At 72.7% G+C, this 19,393-nt stretch carries 14 protein-coding genes and 2 pseudogenes; 6 read left to right on the top strand and 10 right to left on the bottom strand.

What is annotated here, in order from left to right:
* Positions 1 to 67: 67 nt before the first annotated feature.
* A pseudogene (locus ACWD3D_RS09420) lies at positions 68 to 697 on the bottom strand (biotin/lipoyl-containing protein); the annotation flags it as partial.
* Positions 698 to 2,316: 1,619 nt separating this feature from the next.
* Between ACWD3D_RS09420 and fes the strand changes: the two are divergent.
* Positions 2,317 to 3,582, top strand: a complete 1,266-nt coding sequence (gene fes / locus ACWD3D_RS09425; protein WP_451460316.1) for an enterochelin esterase — start codon at positions 2,317 to 2,319, stop codon at positions 3,580 to 3,582.
* Positions 3,583 to 3,761: 179 nt separating this feature from the next.
* On the opposite strand, the gene ACWD3D_RS09430 is transcribed toward fes, so the two are convergent.
* From ACWD3D_RS09430 to ACWD3D_RS09465, 8 genes and pseudogenes are all read right to left on the bottom strand, one after another.
* Positions 3,762 to 4,472: a 4'-phosphopantetheinyl transferase family protein gene (locus ACWD3D_RS09430; protein ID WP_451460317.1), complete on the bottom strand. Its 711-nt coding sequence runs from the start codon at positions 4,470 to 4,472 to the stop codon at positions 3,762 to 3,764.
* A gap of 46 nt (positions 4,473 to 4,518) precedes the next feature.
* A complete protein-coding gene (locus ACWD3D_RS09435; protein ID WP_451460318.1) occupies positions 4,519 to 8,466 on the bottom strand; it encodes an amino acid adenylation domain-containing protein in 3,948 nt (1,315 codons plus the stop codon).
* Complete coding sequence (locus ACWD3D_RS09440) at positions 8,463 to 8,690, bottom strand: phosphopantetheine-binding protein (RefSeq protein ID WP_451015372.1); 228 nt, start codon at positions 8,688 to 8,690, stop codon at positions 8,463 to 8,465. Before ACWD3D_RS09440 ends, ACWD3D_RS09435 begins: the two co-directional genes overlap by 4 nt.
* Positions 8,691 to 8,694: 4 nt before the next feature.
* On the bottom strand, positions 8,695 to 9,327 hold the full coding sequence (locus ACWD3D_RS09445; RefSeq protein ID WP_451460337.1) for an isochorismatase family protein: 633 nt from the start codon (positions 9,325 to 9,327) through the stop codon (positions 8,695 to 8,697).
* Between the two features lie 24 nt (positions 9,328 to 9,351).
* Positions 9,352 to 10,998: pseudogene (locus ACWD3D_RS09450) on the bottom strand ((2,3-dihydroxybenzoyl)adenylate synthase); the annotation flags it as partial.
* Complete coding sequence (locus ACWD3D_RS09455) at positions 10,995 to 12,212, bottom strand: isochorismate synthase (protein WP_451460319.1); 1,218 nt, start codon at positions 12,210 to 12,212, stop codon at positions 10,995 to 10,997. The pseudogene ACWD3D_RS09450 and the gene ACWD3D_RS09455, both read right to left, overlap by 4 nt.
* 138 nt (positions 12,213 to 12,350) lie before the next feature.
* Positions 12,351 to 13,151 carry a 2,3-dihydro-2,3-dihydroxybenzoate dehydrogenase gene (locus ACWD3D_RS09460; RefSeq protein ID WP_451460320.1) on the bottom strand — a complete coding sequence of 267 codons (801 nt, stop codon included), beginning with the start codon at positions 13,149 to 13,151 and terminating at the stop codon, positions 12,351 to 12,353.
* Entirely contained in the window at positions 13,148 to 14,131 is a 984-nt protein-coding gene (locus tag ACWD3D_RS09465; RefSeq protein ID WP_451460321.1) for an ABC transporter substrate-binding protein, read from the bottom strand. Before ACWD3D_RS09465 ends, ACWD3D_RS09460 begins: the two co-directional genes overlap by 4 nt.
* 363 nt (positions 14,132 to 14,494) lie before the next feature.
* On the opposite strand from ACWD3D_RS09465, the gene ACWD3D_RS09470 reads away from it, so the two are divergent.
* The 4 genes from ACWD3D_RS09470 to ACWD3D_RS09485 all read left to right on the top strand — a co-directional run bounded on the left by ACWD3D_RS09470 (position 14,495) and on the right by ACWD3D_RS09485 (position 18,088).
* Complete coding sequence (locus ACWD3D_RS09470; protein WP_451460322.1) at positions 14,495 to 15,523, top strand: FecCD family ABC transporter permease; 1,029 nt, start codon at positions 14,495 to 14,497, stop codon at positions 15,521 to 15,523.
* On the top strand, positions 15,520 to 16,620 hold the full coding sequence (locus ACWD3D_RS09475) for a FecCD family ABC transporter permease (protein WP_451460323.1): 1,101 nt from the start codon (positions 15,520 to 15,522) through the stop codon (positions 16,618 to 16,620). Before ACWD3D_RS09470 ends, ACWD3D_RS09475 begins: the two co-directional genes overlap by 4 nt.
* 22 nt (positions 16,621 to 16,642) lie before the next feature.
* Positions 16,643 to 17,461: an ABC transporter ATP-binding protein gene (locus tag ACWD3D_RS09480; protein ID WP_451460324.1), complete on the top strand. Its 819-nt coding sequence runs from the start codon at positions 16,643 to 16,645 to the stop codon at positions 17,459 to 17,461.
* A gap of 90 nt (positions 17,462 to 17,551) precedes the next feature.
* A complete protein-coding gene (locus tag ACWD3D_RS09485; RefSeq protein WP_451460325.1) occupies positions 17,552 to 18,088 on the top strand; it encodes a hypothetical protein in 537 nt (178 codons plus the stop codon).
* A gap of 102 nt (positions 18,089 to 18,190) precedes the next feature.
* Here ACWD3D_RS09485 and ACWD3D_RS09490 read toward each other — a convergent pair whose 3' ends face one another.
* Complete coding sequence (locus ACWD3D_RS09490) at positions 18,191 to 18,598, bottom strand: cupin domain-containing protein (RefSeq protein ID WP_451460326.1); 408 nt, start codon at positions 18,596 to 18,598, stop codon at positions 18,191 to 18,193.
* Between the two features lie 184 nt (positions 18,599 to 18,782).
* On the opposite strand from ACWD3D_RS09490, the gene ACWD3D_RS09495 reads away from it, so the two are divergent.
* The gene (locus tag ACWD3D_RS09495) at positions 18,783 to 19,376 is read left to right on the top strand and encodes a carboxymuconolactone decarboxylase family protein (protein WP_451460327.1); all 594 of its coding nucleotides are present in this window, start codon (positions 18,783 to 18,785) and stop codon (positions 19,374 to 19,376) included.
* The last annotated feature ends 17 nt before the right edge of the window (positions 19,377 to 19,393 follow it).

Consider the following 19,393-nt stretch of genomic DNA (forward strand, 5'->3'; position numbering starts at 1 on the left):
CGCCGATCATCATCGTCACGGCGAGACAGAGGAACGGCACGAAGACGACCGCGTAGAAGAAGAAGATCGGAGCCGCGCCCTTGGCACCGATGACGGCAAGCTTGGCGCCGACCTCGGCGGTCTCGTCCTCGGCGACGACGATCTCCAGCAGCACGCCGGAGACCGGGGCCGGGATCTCGGTGTCGACCTTGTCCGTGGAGACCTCGAGCAGGGGCTCGTCCTCCGTGACCTCCTCGCCGACCTCCTTCAGCCAGCGGGTGACGGTGCCCTCGGTGACGCTCTCGCCGAGCGCCGGCAGGGTGACGTCGGTGCCCTCGGCGGAGGACGCGCCGGCGGTGGCCTCGGCGGTCGGGGCCGGGGCCGGAGCCTCGGTCTCGGTCGACGGGGCGGTCGGGGCCTCGGTGACGGGCGCGGCGGCCGGAGCCGCAGCCTCGGCCGGAGCCGCGGCGGGGGCGCCGGAGCCGTCGTCGATGATGGCCAGCTCGGCGCCGACCTCGACGGACTCGTCCTCGGCGACCTTGATGGACGCCAGGATGCCGGAGACGGGGGCCGGGATCTCGGTGTCGACCTTGTCGGTCGAGACCTCCAGCAACGGCTCGTCAGCCTCGACGCGCTCGCCCTCGGCCTTCAGGCCGCCCGTGCCGCCGGTCGTCGCCGAGGCGTCCGCGCCGGAGGTGACGGTGAAGTCGGCCTTCATGCTGGTGGACGGGTTGGGCGCGAGGAAGCGCAACCAGTGCGCGCCCTTGGTCGCGGTCGACGGGACGGTGACCGTACCCGAGAACGAGCCGTCCGCCGCGATGCCGCCCGACCACTGACCGATGATCTCGCTGTCGTCGAACTTCACGGTGATCTGCTGGCCGGCGGGGAAGCCCGTCAGTCGGAAGGACACCTTGCCCCCCGCGGCGACGCTCGAACCCGCGGTGATGGTGGCCGAGGTGGCGGCGGAAGAGCCGGTGCCCCCGGTGGTGGAACCGCCCGTGCTGCTGGTGCCGCCGGTGCTGGTGCCTCCCGTGCCCGTACCGCCGGTGGAGCTGCCCCCCGTGGAGCCGCCGGTCGAGCTGCCGCCCGTGGAGCCGCCACTGCTCGAACCGCCGGTGGAGGACGAAGAGGTGACGGTGAAGTCGGCCTTCAGGCTGGTGGAGGGCTCCGGGGCGAGGACGCGCAGCCAGTGCGCGCCTGCGCCGGTCGAGGCCGGGACGGTCACCGTGCCGGAGAACGTACCGTCCGCCTTCACGGCGGCGGTCCACTGCTTGAGGATCGTCTGGTCGTCGAGCTTGACCGTGATGTCCTGGCCCTGGACGAAGCCGGACAGGGTGAAGGACACGGTGCCGCCCGCGGCGACCTTGGTCGTGCCGAGCCGGAACGCGGGAACGGCCGGTTCGGGCGTGGTGGTGGCAGCGGTGACGGTGAGATCGGCGCTCTTGACGCTGGTCCCGGTGGCGAGGAAGCGGAGCCAGTGGGCGGTGCCGGGGGCGGTGTCGGCGGGGACGGTGACGGTGCCGGTGACGCTGCCGTCGGAGCCGCTGGTGAACTGGGCGAGGAGTGTGGCGTCGTCGAGCTTGACGCTGACCTTGCTGCTGGCCGGGAAGCCCGTCGCGGTGAACGACACGCTGCCGCCCGCCTTCACGGACGTGGTGCCGAGGCCGACCGACGGCGTGGCGGTGACGGTGAGTCCGGCGCTCTTGACGCTGGTCCCGGTGGCGAGGAAGCGGAGCCAGTGGGCGGTGCCGGGGGCGGTGTCGGCGGGGACGGTGACGGTGCCGGTGACGCTGCCGTCGGAGCCGCTGGTGAACTGGGCGAGGAGTGTGGCGTCGTCGAGCTTGACGCTGACCTTGCTGTCGGCCGGGAAGCCCGTCGCGGTGAACGACACGTCGCCGCCCGGCTTCACCGAGGTCGTTCCCAGGGTGACGGCGGGGGCCGACGCCTCGTCAGCCGCGGATGCCACCGTTCCGGCCGCCGGGGAATCGTCACTGGCCACCGCGAGAGGCATCGACAGCACGCCGAGGCCCAGCGTCGCCCCGGCGGTGAGCGCGGCCACCTTCGCGACCCGGCCGCGGGGGCCGCGCAGTGGCGATATGGAGGTACGGAAAGGTCTGTCTGCGCTCATGGCGTGCTCCTGGCAGGCAAGGAAAAGTGCATGGAGAGGTGGCGTCCACTGGCCGGTTCGGCAGGATGTCGCCAACGATTGGTTAGGTTAGCCTAACCAATCCTGGGAAGGGTGGGAGGGTGTCCCGGAGGCGCGGGTGGGGCCCCGTGTCGACCGAGGGGCAAGGTAAGGTAAGCCTTACTTGTTGTCGTTCTTCGGAGTACGCCCGCATGTTCGCGTCCGCACCGCCCGAAGGGGCTCCCCACCGTCCACCCAGGACGGCACGCCCCGACGCGGTTCCGTTCCTCGATGAGCCCGGCGTCGAGCTTCCGGGACCGGCCGGGGTCGAGGAGTTCTGGGAGCGGATGCGCGAGCGGGGAACGCCGCTGGTCGCCCCCGATCCGCAGGGCAGTCCCGACCACGCGGCCGTCACCTTCCTGTGGCGCGGCACGGAATCGACCCGCGCGGTCCAGGTCATGCCCAACAAGCTCGGCGATCCGCGTGTCCCCGAGGACAATCTGATGGAACGTCTGCCCGGCACGGATCTCTGGCACCGCACGTTCCGGCTGCGACACGACTGGCGCGGTACCTACGACTTCCACGTGGACGAGGGCGACGGCCCGGACGCGGGCGGCCCCGGTTACTGGCAGTGGCTGCGGACACGGCGTCGCTCCGACCCCCTCAACCCCCGCCTCCTGCCGCGCCGCTGGGGTGGTGAGCCGGTGTCCTGGGCAGAGGTCGGGGAGTCCCGGGCGCCCTCGGGCTGGGAGCCCCGGTCCGGCGTGCCCCGGGGCACGGTGACCGAGCACGGAGTCCCCAGCGAGCACCTGGGGGAGGAGCGCCGGGTCTGGCTGTACGAACCTCCGGCCCCCGCCGACGGCGGAAGCCACGGTGAACTCCCCGTGCTGGTACTGCTGGACGGGGAGCATTGGCAGCCGCGGCTGGGACTCGCACACCTCCTCGACAACCTCGTCGCGGACGGCCGTGTCCCGCCGATGGCCGCGATTCTCGTCGACTCCGTCGACTCCGGCCGCCGTTGGCGGGACCTGGCCTGTCGGCCCGCCCACGCGAGCTTCCTGGCCGAGGAGTTGCTCCCCTGGGCCGCGCGGCGCCTGCCGCTCACCGAAGACCCGGCGCGCACCGTGATCGCCGGGCAGAGCCTGGGCGGTCTGTCGGCTACGTACACGGCACTGGCGGCTCCGCACCGATTCGGCAACGCCCTGGTCCAGTCCGCCTCCTACTGGTGGCCGGACGGGCCGGAACCGGAGTGGCTCACCGGCCGGATAGCCGCCGCTCCGCGCCGCCCGGTGCGTTTCCTGCTCTCCTTCGGTGAGCAGGAATGGGTGGCGCTGCCCGCCGCGCGGCGACTGCGGGACGCCCTCGAAGAGGCCGGATACGACTGCCGCTACCGCGAGTTCAACGGCGGTCACGACTACCTGTGGTGGCGTACGGAGATGGCGGACGGACTGGCCGTGCTGCTGGGGCCCGGGGCCTGAACCGGCCGGACGCGCCCCGGTGCAAGGGCCGACCGCCGGTCCCGACGCCGGTCCCGACGCCGGTCCCGACGCCAGGACCGACCACCGGGCCCGTCGTCCGGACCGGTGGTCGGGGGCGGTGAGCACGGGGGCCGGTGTGCGTGCCCGGTGCGCGAGCGCCGTGCCCGGTTCCGTAAGGCCTACGCCGCCACCGTCACCGCGCACGCCGCGGCGAAGCCGGCCGGTACCTCGACGTCGCCGACGGTCCAGCCGTCGGGCTGCGCGGCCGGGGAAGGCCCCGTCCCCAGGTAGGCGCCGCTCAGCGCCTCACCCGCGAGCCCCTCCCCGGTGCCCTTGAGGTACGCCTCCTTGCGGGTCCAGCACCGTGCGAACGCGGCCGGCCGCTCCGCCGCCGCCATGCGCTCCAACTCCGCACGCTCGGACGGATGCAGGGACGACGACACGTCCATGGCCGTGGCCGCCGACGGCAGCCGCTCGACGTCCACGCCGACCGGCCGGCCGGCCAGCGCCACCAGCGCCAGACCATCGGTGTGCGACAGGGAGAAGTGCACCCGCCCGCCCGCCGGGCCCGCGACCGCGGGCCGGCCGTGGAGGGCGCCGCACCCCGGGCACGCCAGCCGGACCAACGTCACCCGGGCGGGCGGGAGTTCCAGAACTCCCCCCAGCAGCACGCGCAACGCGGTGTGCGAGGCCAGGTACATCGCCCGGTCCTGGGGGCGCCGGAACGCCGCTGCCCGGCCCCTCTCCTCCTCGTCGAGGACGACCGGTTCGGCAGGTTCCCGCTCCCACGGCCGCACGGACCAGAGCAGTGGGCCCCCGCCGTCCAGCGCGGACGGCCCCGGAGGCCGGTCACCCGGCGTCCAGGGCCGTGCCGCGGCACTCGTACTCACCACCGGGCGGACGCGTGGACGAAGGTGAACGGGTCGGTCGGGTCGGTCATCCGTCGAGCTCCTTCAGCCGGGCCGCGAGGACGGTCGCGACGGTGTCGAGATTATCGCCCTGCAGCAGCCGCGCGTGGGTGCAGTCGAGATCGTGGTTGACGATCTCTCCCGTCACGTGCGCCCGCCAGGCGTCCCGGGTGAGCCAGTCCTCCGCCCTCGGTGCCGCGGCCGTGAAGAACAGCACGTCGCCCCGGTAGGTGTCGTGCCGGTGCTCGCGCATCAGCCGCGCGTGGTGCGGCACGATGTCCACGATCCTGGACAGAGTACGGTCGCTGAGCCCGGCGAGCGGACTGCCCGCCCTGCGCAGGGTGGCCAGCACGTCGGCACGGGTCTGCTCGTCCGTGCGCTCGAAGCCCGCCATCCGCAGCACCGCCGTGAGCGCGTCGCCCTCCTCGGGAGCCGGGCGGGCGCGCCACATCTCGGACGGGAACGCGTCGAGCAGCGCCAGGAGTTCGACCTCCTCGCCCGCCTCCTGGAGCAGCACCGCGACGGCCTGCGCGAGTACGCCGCCCACCGACCAGCCCACCAGCCGGTACGGGCCGTGGGGCTGGACGGTACGCAGCCGCTCGGCGTAGTCGACCGCCTGGTCCCGCAACGTCGCCGCGAGGGGCTCGTCGTCGGTCAGCCCGCGCACCTGGACGGCGTACAGCGGCTGTCCGGCGCCCAGCCGGGCCGAGAGGCCCGCGTAGCACCAGGCGATACCGCCCGCCGGATGGAACGCGAAGAGCGGTGGCCGGTCGCCGCCGGAGCGCAGCGGCAGCAGGACGTCCAGCGCGTCGTCGGCGCCCGCGCCCGGTCCCGCGAGGCGTGCCGCCAGGGCGGCCGGGGTCGGCGTCTCGAAGAGCGAGCCGATCGTCAGCTCCGTCGCGCACTCCTCGCGTACCCGGGCCACCAGCCTCATCGCCAGCAGCGAGGTGCCGCCGAGGTCGAAGAACGCGTCGTCGGGGCCGGCCCCTTCGACACCGAGCACGTCGGCGAAGAGCCGGGTCAGATGCTCCTCCAAGGCCCCGGACGGGCGCCGCGCCCCCCTGCCGCCGGTGAAGACCGGTGCGGGCAGAGCGCGTCGGTCCAGCTTGCCCGCCGGGCTCAGCGGGAACGCCGCGAGGACCACCACCGCAGCCGGGACCATGTGGTCCGGCAGTACGCGCGCCAGCGCCGCCCGCACCTCGGCCGGGTCCGCCTGCCCCTGTACGTAACCGACGAGGCGCTGCTCGCCGCCGTCGTCCTCGCGCACGAGGGCGCAGGCGCCCTCGACACCGGGCTGCGCCGACAAGGCCGCCTCGATCTCGCCGAGTTCGATGCGCTGTCCGCGCAGCTTCACCTGGTGGTCGGTGCGGCCGAGGTACTCCACCTCGCCCTCGGCCGTCCACCGCGCCAGGTCGCCGGTCCGGTACATGCGGCTGCCCGCGGGGCCGAAGGGGTCGGCCACGAAACGCGTCGCCGTCAGCTCGGGACGGTCGAGATAGCCGTCGGCCAACTGCCTTCCGGCGAGGAAGAGTTCACCGGGCACACCGGGCGGGCAGAGCTGGAGCGCCGCGTCCAGGACGTACAGCCGTGTGTTCCACACCGGGCGTCCGATGGGCACCGGGCCACTGTCCTCGGCCGCACAGGTGTGGTGGGTGACGTCCACCGCGGCCTCGGTCGGCCCGTACAGATTGTGCAGTCCGGTGCCCGGCAGCGTACGCGCGAAGAGGTTCGCGGTCTCGCGGGCCAGCGCCTCGCCGCTGCAGAACACCCGGGTGAGTCCGGTGCACCGCGCGGCCTCCGGCTCGGCGAGGAACACCTGGAGCATCGACGGCACGAAGTGCAGTGTGGTGACGTCCTGTTCGCGCACCAGGCGGGCCAGGTAGGTCGGATCGCGGTGTCCACCGGGCTCCGCGACGACCAGGGTCGCGCCCTCACGCAGCGGCCAGAAGAACTCCCACACCGACACGTCGAACGAGGACGGCGTCTTCTGCAACACCCTTTCCCCGGCGGTCAGCCGGTAGGTGTCCTGCATCCACCGCAGCCGGTTGTCGATCGCTCCGTGCGAGACGACGACGCCCTTGGGGCGTCCGGTGGAGCCCGAGGTGTAGATGACGTACGCCGGATGGGAGGGGGTGAGCGGGCGGCACGGATCGGTCGGCAGGTGCGCCGAGACGTCGAGACCGTCCAGCACGACGAGCGGGGTCGCGCCGCCGTCCGGCAGCCTGCCTGCCCGGTCGGTGACCGCGCAGACCGGCGCCGCGTCCTGGAGCATGTCCAGCAGGCGCTGCTCCGGATAGTCCGGGTCGAGCGGCAGATAGGCGGCGCCCGTCTTCAGGATCGCCAGCAGCGTCACGATCAGCTCGACGGACCGGGGTACCGACAGGGCCACCACCGTGTCCGGGCGGGCGCCGAGGGTCCGCAGATGCCGGGCCAGCCGGTTGGCGCGGGCGTTGAGCTCCGCGTACGTGAGCGACTCGGCGCCGTACATCAGGGCCGTCGCGGCCGGCGTCCTGCGGGCCTGCGCCTCGATCGGGCCGATCAGGTTCGTCGCCGGGAGTTCGCGCTCCGTCCGGTTGAACTCGTCGAGGATCAGGGACACTTCATCCGGCGTGGCGACGGTGTGCACGGCGAGCGGCAGATGCGGGTCCGCCTTCGCGAGCCGGTCGACCAGCTGGGTGAACCGGTCCTGGTGGGCGGCGAGGCCCTCCTCGGTGTAGAGCGCGGGGTTGGCGTCGTAGTCGACGAGCAGCCCGCGGCCGTCGGCCCGGTCGTAGATGTTGACCGTGAGGTCCTCCACCTGCCCCGCCGAGAGGTTGCGGGCCCGCACCGGCGCGCCCGCGAAGCGCACGTCGTAGTCGAAGGGCATCACGTTCACCAGCGGACCGACCAGGGCGCGGCTCTCGCCGAGCAGCCCGAGATCGCGGCGGATGTCCTCGTAGCGGTAGCGCTGATGGCGGCGCACCGTACGGATACCGAGGACGACCTGGCGCACCAGATGCGCGAAGTCCGCTTCGGGGGTGACCTCCAGGCGCAGCGGCAGGACGTTCATCACCATGCCCGGGACCCGCAGGGCCACCGATCCCATGCGGCCCATCATGGGCAGCCCGAGCACGACGTCCGGGCGCCCGGTGGCACGGGAGGCGTGGAGCGCCTGGGCGGCGATCAGCACCTCGGGCCAGGTCGCCCGGAGCCGCGATGCCAACTCCCTTACCCGCTCGGTCGTTTCCGGCTCCAGAGAGACCGTGCGGCGTAGCGAGGTCCGCGAGGGAAGTGCCCCGCGTCCCGCCAGCTGGGGTGCCTCGGGGCGGTCGGCGAACGCCTCGCTCCAGTGGGCCCGGTCGGCCGGGTGGGCCTCGGAGGCGCGGTACTCGGCGTCCTGCGCGACGAGTTCGGCCAGTGGGCGGAACGGCGTCGGTGCGGGTGCCTCGCCCGCGGCCAGCGCGCTGTACACCTCGGCGGTGCGGCGCACGAGCAGGGAATAGCCGAAACCGTCCATGGCGAGGTGGTGGATGCGCTGGTACCACAGCCACCGTTCCGCGCCCACGCGGAAGAGGGCGTGCCCGAACACCGGGCCTCGCGCCAGGTCGCAGGTGCGGGCGAGGTCCTCCCGCATCCATGTCCCGGCGGCCTCGTCCGGGTCCCTCTCCGCCCGCAGATCGGCTGTGTGCAGGGGGAGCGGGACTGCGGCACGGACGCGCTGCCGGGGCCCCCCGGGAGTGTCCTCCACCCGGACGCGCAGCGCGTCGGCCTCGGAGACCACCTGCCGCAGCGCGTCGGCGAAGAGCTCCGGATCGACGCGACCCTCGATCTCCACGCACTCCGCGGTGTTGAGCGCCGGGCTCAGCGGGTCGAGGGCCTGTGCGTACCACATGCCCGACTGGGCGGCGGTCAACGGCAGTACGGTGTCCGGGGTGCCGGTGGCCGTGGCCGGGGCGTCGGCGCTCAGGACGTCGAGGTCCGTCGCCGGGGCGCTCATGAGGCCACCAGCAGCGGCAGCCACGCCTCGACCGCGGGTTGTTCGGCGAGATCCGCGAAGGCGGCCTCCACCCCGTGTTCGCGGCGCCAGCGCTCCAGGAGCGCCATGATGCGTACCGAGTCCAGCCCGTAGTCCACGAGGTTCTCGTCGACCGGGATGTCCTCCGGGTCCTCGCCGAGGGAGTCGGCGATGTCGGCGCGGATCAGCTCAAGGGTGAGGGACATCGGCTCAGACCTCCTGGAAGAGAGCGCCGGCGGTGGTGACCACGGCGCAACGGCCGGCCGCGTACCGCAGCGCCATGTCGTGGTCCTCCCGGGAGAAGTCGGCGACCGCGTCCGCGACCACGAACGCCTGGATGTCACGCTGCCACGCGTCCGCCGCGCTCATCAGCACGCCGATGTGCGCGTACACCCCGACCACGATCAGCTGGTCGCGGCCCTGCTCCCGCAGGAGCGCCTCCAGTTCGGTGCGTACGAAGGCGGAGTACTTCCACTTGGTGATGACGCTCTCGCCCTCGACGGGCGCCGTCCGCTCCGGCCCCGACAGCGCCGCCGGATCGTCAGCCACCCCGGGTCCCCAGAAGTCGAGTTGCAGACCGCGCTCCGCGGGAGTCTGGCCGCCGCGCTGTGCCGAGTGCACCACCGGAACGCCCAGTTCGCGGCACTTGCCCAGCACCCGGGCCGTGTTGTCCAGCATGCCGGTCAACGGCTGCTCGCCGGCCGGGAACGCCTTCAGGAAGTGGTTCTGCAGGTCGTGGACGAGCAGCACCGCACGGGACGGATCGACCGTCCACGCCACCCGGTTGGCGGGCAGTTCCGCTGCCGTGGGCAGCGGGTACGGAGCGATGGCGGGCAGTGCCATGGGAGCGGGCCTTTCCTCGTGGTGCCGAGCCGGTGCGGCGGACCGCTGGCTCTTCTTGCTGACCTTGCCGATCCCGGTCTGCGGGAACGCGTCGACGAACTCGACCAGATCGGGGACCTTGTACGCGGCGATGCCGCGCTGGCGGACGAACCGTTTGATCTCTACGGACTTCAGCCCTCCGGCGCCCTCGCGGAGGATGACGTGGGCGAGGGAGCGTTCGCCGAGGTACGGGTCGGGGACGGCGACGACCGAGACGTCGTGGACGGCAGGGTGGGCCAGGATGATGTTCTCGACCTCTTCCGGGGCGATTTTCTCGCCGCCCCGGTTGATCTGGTCCTTCGCCCGGCCCTCGACCACGAGGTGGCCGGTGGGGGTGCGGCGCACGATGTCGCCGGTCCGGTAGAAGCCGTCCTCGGTGAAGGCCCGCGCGTTGTGGTCGGGGGCGCGCCAGTAGCCGCGGATCGTGTACGGCCCCCGGGTCAGCAGATGGCCGAACTCGCCCTCGGGGACGTCCTCGTCGGCGTCGTCCACGACACGGACCTCGTCGTCGGCGGAGATCGGGCGGCCCTGCGTGGAGACGATCGTCTCGAAGTCGTCGTCCAGACGCGTGTAGTTGACCAGTCCTTCGGCCATGCCGAAGACCTGCATCAGCCGGCAGCCGAGCGCGGGCTCCAGCCGACGGGCGGCCTCCTCGCTGTACTTGGCGCCGCCGACCAGCACCACTTCCAGGCTGGACAGGTCCTCCTCGGCCGCCGGAGCCGCGTCCGTCCACACCAGGGCGAGCGGGGGCACCATGCCGGTCATGGTGATCCGCTCCGACTCGATGAGCGGGAAGGCCGTCGCCGGGTCGGGGCGGGGGCTCAGTACGACGGTTCCGCCCGCGTACAGCACGCCCAGCCAGCCCGGCGAACTCATCGGGAAGTTGTGCGCGGCCGGCAGGACCACGAGGAACCTGGTGTCCTCGTCCACCCCGCAGATCTCGTTGGAGCCCCAGAGCGAGTAGAGGTAGTCGTCGTGGGTGCGGGGGATCAGCTTGGAGACGCCGGTGGTCCCGCCGGAGAGCTGGAGGAAGGCCAGTTCGTGCGAGCGAGGTCCTTCGACCGGCGTAACGGTATCCATCGGCACGTCGGAGAGCGCGGTGTGTTCGCCCGGATCGCCCACCACGAAGACGTCGCGCAGGCTGGGCGTCAGCTTCCGTACATGGGTGGCGAGTTCGCGGTAGTCGTACCCCGCGTGCCGGTCCTGGACCACGTACGCGACGGCCTCGGTGAACGCGCAGAAGTGCTCGACCTCTGTCTCCCGGTGCGCCGGCAGGGCGTACACGGGCAGCGCGCCGATCCGGAAGAGCGCGAAGACGACCTCGATGAACTCCCCGATGTTCGGGAGCTGGAGGACGACCCGGTCGCCCTTGGTGATCCCCCGGGCCGCGAACCCGGCGGCCAGCCGGTCGGCGCTCTCGTCGAGTTCCCGGTACGTCCAGGTGCGGCGCGCCGGCGCCGGGTCGACCACGGCCGTCCGGTCGGGGTGCGCACCGGCGCGTTCGCGCAGGAAGTCGCCGAAGGTCTCACCGCGCCAGTACCCGGCGGCGCGGTAGCGCGCGGCGAACTCGGCGGGCCAGGTCGGCGCGTCCGGGCTTCCCGGGGTGAGCGGTTCGTGCTCGGTGGACGTCACAGCTGGGCTCCCACGGCGTTCAGGAAGGTGCGGAACTTCGCGCCGGTCTCGGCGGTCTCCGCCTCGGGCGAGGAGTCCGCCACGACGCCGGCCCCGGCGAACAGGCGCAGCGAGCGGCCCTCGGCCTCGGCGCAGCGGATGGTGACGACCCACTCGCCGTCGCCGTCCGCGTCCTGCCAGCCGACCATGCCGGTGTAGGCGCCCCGGTCGAAGGGCTCGGACTCGGCGATGACGGAGCGGGCGGCCGGGGTGGGCGTGCCGCACACGGCCGGTGTCGGATGGAGTGCGGCGGCGAGGCGCAGCGCGGTGGTGTCCGGGTCCACCAGGTCGCCGGTCAGCGTGGTCGACAGGTGCCACATGGTGGCGGTCCGTACGAGGGTGGGGCGCTCGGGCACGTCGAGGCGGGTGCAGAACGGGGCGAGGGCCTCGCGCACGGCGGCCACCACCACGGCGTGTTCGTGCAGGTCCTTGGGGGATTCCAGCAGCGCGGCGGCCCGCCGGACGTCCTCGGCCAGGTCGGGGCTGCGCGGTGTGGAACCGGCCAGCGGATTGGCGACGAGCCGCCCCTCCTGCCGGGCCACCAGGAGTTCGGGGCTCGCCCCGATCAGGGTGCGGCCGGGGCCCGTGGGCACCGCGAAGGTATAGCCGCCGGGGTCGCGGCGGGCGAGCCGGCTCAGCATCGCGGGCAGGTCGGGCTCGGCGGGCGCCGTCAGCTCCAGGGTGCGGGCGAGCACCACCTTGGCGAACTCCCCGGCGCGCATGCGGCGTACGGCGGAGGCGACGGCCTCCGCGTACTCCGCGGCGGCCGGTACCTCACGCACCTGCCATGAGTCGCCGTCCGCGGCCGGGGGAGCGGGCAGGGCGACCAGCGGGTCCTGGCGCAGCGCGGGCGCCCATTCCACGGACTCCGGGACGACCAGCGCGGCGGGGGCGTCCGCGTCGAAGGGTATGGACCCGACGACGACGGGCGCGGGGTCCCCGGCCCGGCGGCGGGCGTGCAGGACGCCGCGTACGCGCTCCTCCACCGGCTCCGAACCGTGCGGCACTTCGGCGAGCACGCCACGGCCCAGCAGGGTGCGCGTGGGTGAGGCCACGAAGCGGTCGGTGCCGGGCCGGTAGGCGTCGAGCAGCGCGGTCGCCGCACCGGGGGTGACGGGGGTGGGGTCGGTGAGGCCGGGCGCGGCCGAGGGGGATTCGTGCACGGAGAGGGACATGGGTGTCTCCTGCGGTGGAGGGAGCCTGCCACGGTCGGCGGCAGGACGGTGAGACAAGGGGCGCGGCGCGGGGACCGCGGGCCGGGCGGTGTCCGGTGGATCGCGGGCGGGTTCACGGCCCCGATCCACCGGAGAGCCTCACGCCCGGAGGGTGGCGCCGCCGTCGACGTACAGGTCCTGCATGGTGATGTGGCGGGCGCGGTCGGACAGCAGGAACGTGACGGCGTCGGCGATGTCCGCGGGGTCCGCGATGCGGCCGAGCGGAATACCCGTCCGGTATGTGGCCGGATCGCCCGCGACGACACGGTCGGCTGCGGCCTTCACGCTCTCGGGGTCCCCGGTACCGAGGTCCGCCCACATGCCGCGCTGCATGTCGGTCATGGTCGATCCGGGACAGACGCTGTTGCAGCGGACGCCGTGCGCGGCCATCTCCAGGCCGAGGCACTTGGTGAACATCGCGGAGGCCGCCTTGGACGCGGCGTACGCGGCCATGCCGGCGCGCGGGATGCCCGCCGCGTTGGACGCGACGGTGACGATGCTGCCCCGGCCGCGCGCCGCCATGCGCCGGGCGGCCGAACGTGAGACGTGGAACACCCCGTCGACGTTGACGGCGAAGGTGGCGGCCCAGTGCGCGTCGCTGGTGTCGACGACGTCGGCGTTGCGCAGCACACCGGCCACGTTGACCGCGAACTCCACGGGCCCGATGGCCTGTTCGACCTCCTCGACCCCCGCTTCCACGGCGTCGGCGTCGGTGACGTCGAGCGGGCGGGCGACCACCCGCGCGCCGTACTTCCGCGCGAGTGCCTCGATGCCGTCCGGGTCGACGTCGGTGGCCACCACCCGGGCGCCGCGCTCCACGAGCGCGGTGACGACGGCCTCGCCGATGCCCCGGCCCGCGCCCGTGACGAGGGCGATCCTTCCGTCGAATTCGGCGCTCACTTGACCATGGCCTTCCGGAGGTCGGCCAGGACGTTCACGGCGGCCTCGGCGCCCCCGAGGCTCGTCCACATCGAGCCGTCGATCTCGGTCACATGACCGGCCTTGACGGCGCCGAGCTGCTGGTAGGCGGGGAGCGCGGAGAGCTGGTCGACCACGCCGGAACCTCCGGTCGAGGTCAGGGTCCCGATGAAGAGCCAGTCGCCGTCGATCTCGGCGAGGTTCTCCTCGCTGATCGGCGTGGAGTGCCCCTCGCCCTTCTCCGCCTGGATGCCCGGCCGGGTGAAGCCCAGGTCGTCCAGCACGTCGCTGATGAACACGCCCTGCTGCATGACGGCGGACCCTTGCGGGGAGTACCGGGCGACGGAGACCTTGGCGCCGGCCCGCGACCCGAGGTCGGTCTTGAGCGCGGCGACCTTCGTGTCGTAGTCGGCGAGGAAGGCATCGGCCTCGTTGGACTTGCCGAGCACCTCGCCGGTGAGCGACAGCGACTTCTTCCAGTCCTTGTCGTCGCCGATGGTGACCAGCGTGGGGGCTATCTTCCGCAGCTGCGCCAGCACCTGAGTGTCCGTCATCTGTCCGGCGAGGATCACGTCGGGCGCGGCCCGGACGACCTTCTCGATGTCCGGGCCGGTGACCGCGCCCACCACCGGGATGCCCTTCGCCTTCTCCGTCAGGTACGCCGGGGCGCCTTTCTGACCGCGCCCCGCCGTGAGGCCCACCGGCTTCACGCCGAGGGTGAGCGAGGAGTCGAGGTCCATCTCGCTCAGGACCACGACACGGTCGGGATCGGCCGGGACCGTCACCTTGGTGCCGGCCGCGTCGGTGACGGTCGCGGAGCCCGTTTTGCCGCCGTCGCCGGACGCAGTACCCGAGTCCGAGGAGCCGCAGGCCGTCGCCGTGAGCGTCAGGACGCCGAGGACGGCGACCGCGGCCAGCGGACGGACGGTGCGGCGGGGAGTGGGGGACTGGTTCGGCGTCATGGCCGGAAACCTCCGTAGGAAGGGTGGAGCGGACTGGTGCTGATGCCCGGTCATGCCCGGCCGAGCGACATGCGGGCACGACGAATCCCGGCCGGATCGGCCGTGGGGGTCCACCGGCCCGGGCATCGGTACTTAGGTTAGGCTAACCATATGTTCATTGCGCAAGAGGGCTCCCCGGGAAGGGTGGAAACCGGACCGAACCGGTCTTTTCGTCAAGCCCGGACATCGCGGTCCGTGGGTGAAATCAGGGCAGTCGGGTCTTCTCGGAAAAGCGAGGCGTTCAGGTCCTCTCATGAAGTCGAGGTATCCCGGCCATTTCAGGAAGACCGGGCATCCGGGGCCTTTCGTGAAGACCGGGCCGGAGTGAGGGGCGGGGGCCGTCAACCGGCCCGCCTGGCCGTCGTGGCCCTCGCCGCCCTGCTCTGCCTGGCCCTCGCCTCCCTGCTGACGGGCACGGGCTCCACCCCGCCCGCCCGGGCCTGGGACTACCTCTGGGGCGACCCGTCCGCCCGCGCCGACGCCCAACTGCGCCTCGCCGTCATGGACGTACGCCTCCCGCGCACCCTCGCCGCGATCCTGGTGGGCCTCTGCCTCGGCACCGCCGGCTGCCTCCTCCAGGCCGCCACCCGCAACCCCCTCGCGGAGACCGGACTGCTCGGCGTCAACTCCGGTGCCGCGTTCGCCGTCGTCCTCGGACTCACCTTCTTCCACGCCGAATCCTCCGGCGCCCTGCTGGTGTGGGCACTGCTCGGCGGCATGGCGGCGAGCGCGGTCGTCCTCCTGCTCGCCGCGTCCGGACGGGCCTCAGGATCCCCCCTGCGCCTGGTGCTCGCCGGTGCCGCGCTCAGCGCCACCTTCCACGGCCTCACCTCGTACGTACTGCTGGGCACCCAGTCCACCTTCGACACCTACCGCTACTGGACGATCGGCTCGCTCGCCGGCGTCGAGTCCGGTCAACTCGTGCCCCTGGCGCCGCTGGTGGCGATCGGCCTGGTCGTCGCCGGCTGCTGCGTCCGCCCGCTCGCCGCCCTCGGCCTCGGCGACGACGGAGCCCGTTCGCTCGGCCACCACCCCGGGCGGACACGCCTCGTGGTGGCCGTCGCCGTGTCGCTGCTCGCCGGCTGCGCCGTCGCGGTGGCGGGACCCATCGCCTTCCTCGGGCTGCTCGCGCCCTACGCCGCACGCGCCCTGGCCGGCGCGTCCCTGGGCGCCCAACTCGTCCTGTCCGCACTGATCGCGGCCGATGTCATGATCCTCGCCGACATCCTCGCCCGGATCGTCATCCGCCCCTGGGAGACCCCGGTCAGCGTGCTCCTGGCCTTCGTCGGCGGCCCGCTGCTCATCTGGATCGCGCGCTCGTCCCGGCTCTCCACCGCGGGGGCCTCAGCATGACCGACCGCACCGGGGCGGCATCCGTCCCCGGCCTTCTCCCGCCCGACCCCCCTGACCTCACCCCGCCCGACAGCACGGTGCTGCGCACCGGCACCTTCTCCTGGCTCTTCCCGCGACGCGGCGCCCTCGTGGCGGCGCTGCTCGTGCCCGTACTCGCGCTGCTCGTGGCGCTCTCCGTGCTGGCCAGCTCGACCGGCATGAGCCCGGCGCGGACCCTCTCCGGTCTGCTGGGCACGGGGGACGCGGGCACGGTGATGATCGTCCGCGAATTCCGGCTGCCCCGCGTCTTCGTCGGCATCATGGTCGGTGCCGCGCTCGGGATCTCCGGCTGCCTCACCCAGACCCTGGCCGGGAACCGGCTCGCCACCCCGGACCTGGTGGGCGTCAACGAGGGAGCCACCGCGGCCGTCGTCGCCGCGGCCGCCGGGACGTCCAGTGGCATGGTCGGCATGTGGTGGCTCGGCCCGGTCGGCGCCGTCGCCGCCGCGGCCCTCGTCGTCCTGTGCGCCGGCGGAGCGGGGAGCGCCGGCTACCGCGTCCTGGTCACCGGCATCGGCGTCTCCACCTTCATCGGGGCGGTCAGCGACCTCGTGATGTCCCGTGAGAACGACAACTCGGCCGGGGGAGTCTTCCTCTGGGCGGTCGGCAGCCTCAACGGCCGTGACTGGGAGGCCGGTACACCCCTCCTCGTCGCGCTCTGCTTCCTGGTCCCGCTCGCCCTCGCCGCCGGACACCGGCTGCAACTCCTGCGATTCGACGACGACATGGCCGCCACCCTCGGCGTCGACCTGCGCCGGGTACGCGCCGCCGCGCTCGCCCTGGCCGTGCTGCTCGCCGGTGTCGCCGTCGGCGTCGGCGGACCGGTCGCGTTCATCGCGCTGGGCGCACCGGTCCTCGCGCAACGGCTGAGCGGACCCACCCGGGTACCCGTCCTCGGCGCCGGCCTGGCCGGAGCCGCCCTCGTCACCGCCGCCGACGCGCTCGCCCGCGTCGCGGCCCCCGTCGAACTCCCCGTCGGCGTCGTCACCAGTGTCCTCGGCGGGCCCTTCCTCCTCTGGGTCCTCTTCCGTTCGGACCGCACCGAAGAAAAGGCGTGAACACCCCGGCATGAACTCCCTCATGAAGCAAGCGCCGAGCGGCCTCGAAGTCCGCGGGCTGCACGTCTCGTACCCCGGCCGGGCCGTCGTCAAGGACGCCGGGTTCACCGTGCCGGCCGGGCGGGTCGCCTCGATCGTCGGCCCCAACGGCTGCGGCAAATCGACCCTGTTGCGCGCCGTCGCCCGGCTCCACCAGCCGGAGTCCGGTACGGTCCGCGCCGACGGGGCGGACATCTGGTCGCTCGGCCGGCGCGAAGCCGCCCGGCGCGTGGCCCTGCTGCCCCAGTCGCCCCGCGCCCCCGAGGCGGTGACCGTCGCGGGGCTCGTACGGTACGGACGTCACCCCCACCAGGGGCTGCTGCGGCAGTGGTCGCGCCAGGACGAGAACGCGGTGCGCGAAGCGCTGGAGGCCACCGGTACCACGGCCTTGGCCGGTGAGCGGCTGGACCGCCTCTCCGGCGGCCAGCGCCAGCGCTGCTGGCTGGCCATGGTGCTCGCCCAGCAGACTCCCGTGGTGCTGCTGGACGAACCCACCAGCGCCCTCGACCTGGGGCACGTCGTGGAAGTACTGGAACTCGTCCGCGAGGTCGCGCGCGCCGGCCGCACGGTCGTCATGGTCCAGCACGACCTGGCCGCCGCCGCCCGCTATTCCGACGTTCTCGTCGCGATGAAGGGCGGCAGCGTGCTGGCCCAGGGGGACCCGCGCGCCACCGTGACCGCCTCCCTGGTGCGCGAGTTGTACGGGGTGGAGGCCGACGTCCTGGAGGCACCGGTGGACGCTTCGCCCATCGTGGTCGCCCGGGCGCGCACGGCGGTGACGGAAGGAGCCACCGCCGGGTGAAGGCCGCCGACACCCGTCGGCCCCGCTCTTTCGGCCGTCTGCCGTACGGACACGTCGGCCAGGGACCGGGGCCACCCGAGGAGGACTCCTGTGTCATCGCTCTACGACCCCCGAAACGCCCCCGCCGGCGACGTGGGCGCGGCGCTCATGATGATCGACTCACGGCTCAGGACGGTCCACGACCGCGAGGGCGAAAGCGATCCCGAGGAGCAGGAACTGAGCGACCTGGTCATCGCGTCCATGGGGCCCGAGGAGGCCAGGGACGTGCTGGACGGCGCGTGCACGCTGATCTACATGTTCATGACCTGGCTGCGGAAGGCGCACGAGGAGCACGAGAAGGACGTCGTCGAGTACGTGGTGCCGACCCTCGTGGCCACGATGCGGATGATGCCCATCAGCGTCCGGCCCGAGACCATTCCCACCATGGCCGCACTGGTCATCGCCGCGGCCACCGGCCTGAGCCCGAGCCTGTGGCGCGGGCAGTTCGGGGAATGGGCCAAAGTGGAGATGAATCCGCTGGAGGCCACCGCGTTCCTGCTCGCCGAGCACATCAACCGCATCACCGAGGACCCCGACTTCGCCACCCGTCTGATCTCCGAGGCGCTGTCGCGCGCGGACGCCGAGTAGAGGCGCTTCCGCCCGGCGCGGAACGTGGGTGGGGCGGACCCTCGGACCGGGCCGCCCCACCCACGCACGGACGCGGGGGACGCACCCCCGCCCGGCTCCCCGTCAGCGCCCCATCTGGTCCTCGGCCGAGAGGTGTTCGACCGTCACCCCGGACTCCGTGAACGTGCGTGTCACCGTGCCGGAGGTATAGACCCACAGGATGCGCAGCGGAGTGTCCCCGACATTGCGGAAGAGGTGGGGTACGGGGGAGGGGATGTACGTGGTGTCGTAGCGCTCCAAACGCGTCACGGAGCCCTCGACCAGCACTTCCGCCTCCCCTTCGAGAATCGTCACGTGCTCGTCGCAGTTGTGCGAGTGCATCGGCGCCCCGGAGCCGACCGGATAAACGCTCATTCCGCTGGTGATCCGATTCTCGCCGGCCGCCGAGACGGTCGTGACCAGCGGGGTCGTCACGATCGAACCTCCCCGGTCCAGCAGCGGGACGGTGGCGGCCTTGACGATGACGCTCATGCGCAAACCCTTTCGACGGCGAGGCGTCGTCCGACGTTATGGGAAACGGGCTCCGCCGAGAGCCCCCGGATGCGCACCTTTACCTTGCATTCCGAGAAGGGTGAGCCTCTACCAGCCGGATGTACGGTCTGCTGCCATCGCACATTTCCAGTTTGTGTCGCAGATCGAAAGGCAGGGACCGGCCATGCGCCTCCCCGTTCTGAGTACCGAAGAGATGAACGAGCACCAGCAGGAGCTCCATGCCCGCATCACCGCCCGGCGCGGCGGGGTGCGCGGTCCGTTCCGGGTCTGGCTGCAGAGCCCCGAACTCTGCGAACGCGTGGAGTCGCTCGGGGCGTTCGTCCGCTTCGACTCGGACCTGCCCAAGCATCTGCGGGAGCTGACCCTGCTGATGGCCGCCCGCAACTGGGACGCCCAGTACTCCTGGAACGCCCACGTCAAGGCGGCGATCACAGCCGGCGTACCGGCCGCCGCGGTGGACGCGATCGCCGAGCGCCGCACGCCGGAGTTCGACGACGAGGCGGACACCGCCTTCTACACCTTCTGCCAGGAGGTGCTGGAGAACCACTTCGTCTCCGACGAGACCTTCGCCGCCGCCCACGCGCACTTCGGCTCCCAGGGCCTGGTCGACGCCATCGGCTCGCTGGGCAACTTCACGATGCTCGGCATGTGCCTGAACACCTTCCAGGTGGACCTGCAGGCCGACCGCGAGCCTCCGTTCCCCGACATCCGCGGTTTCGCGCGCGTCCCGGCCGACGGGGACCGGTCACAGCCGTGACACCGTCCGCCGACCGA

Source organism: Streptomyces sp. NPDC002690, assembly GCF_053592415.1.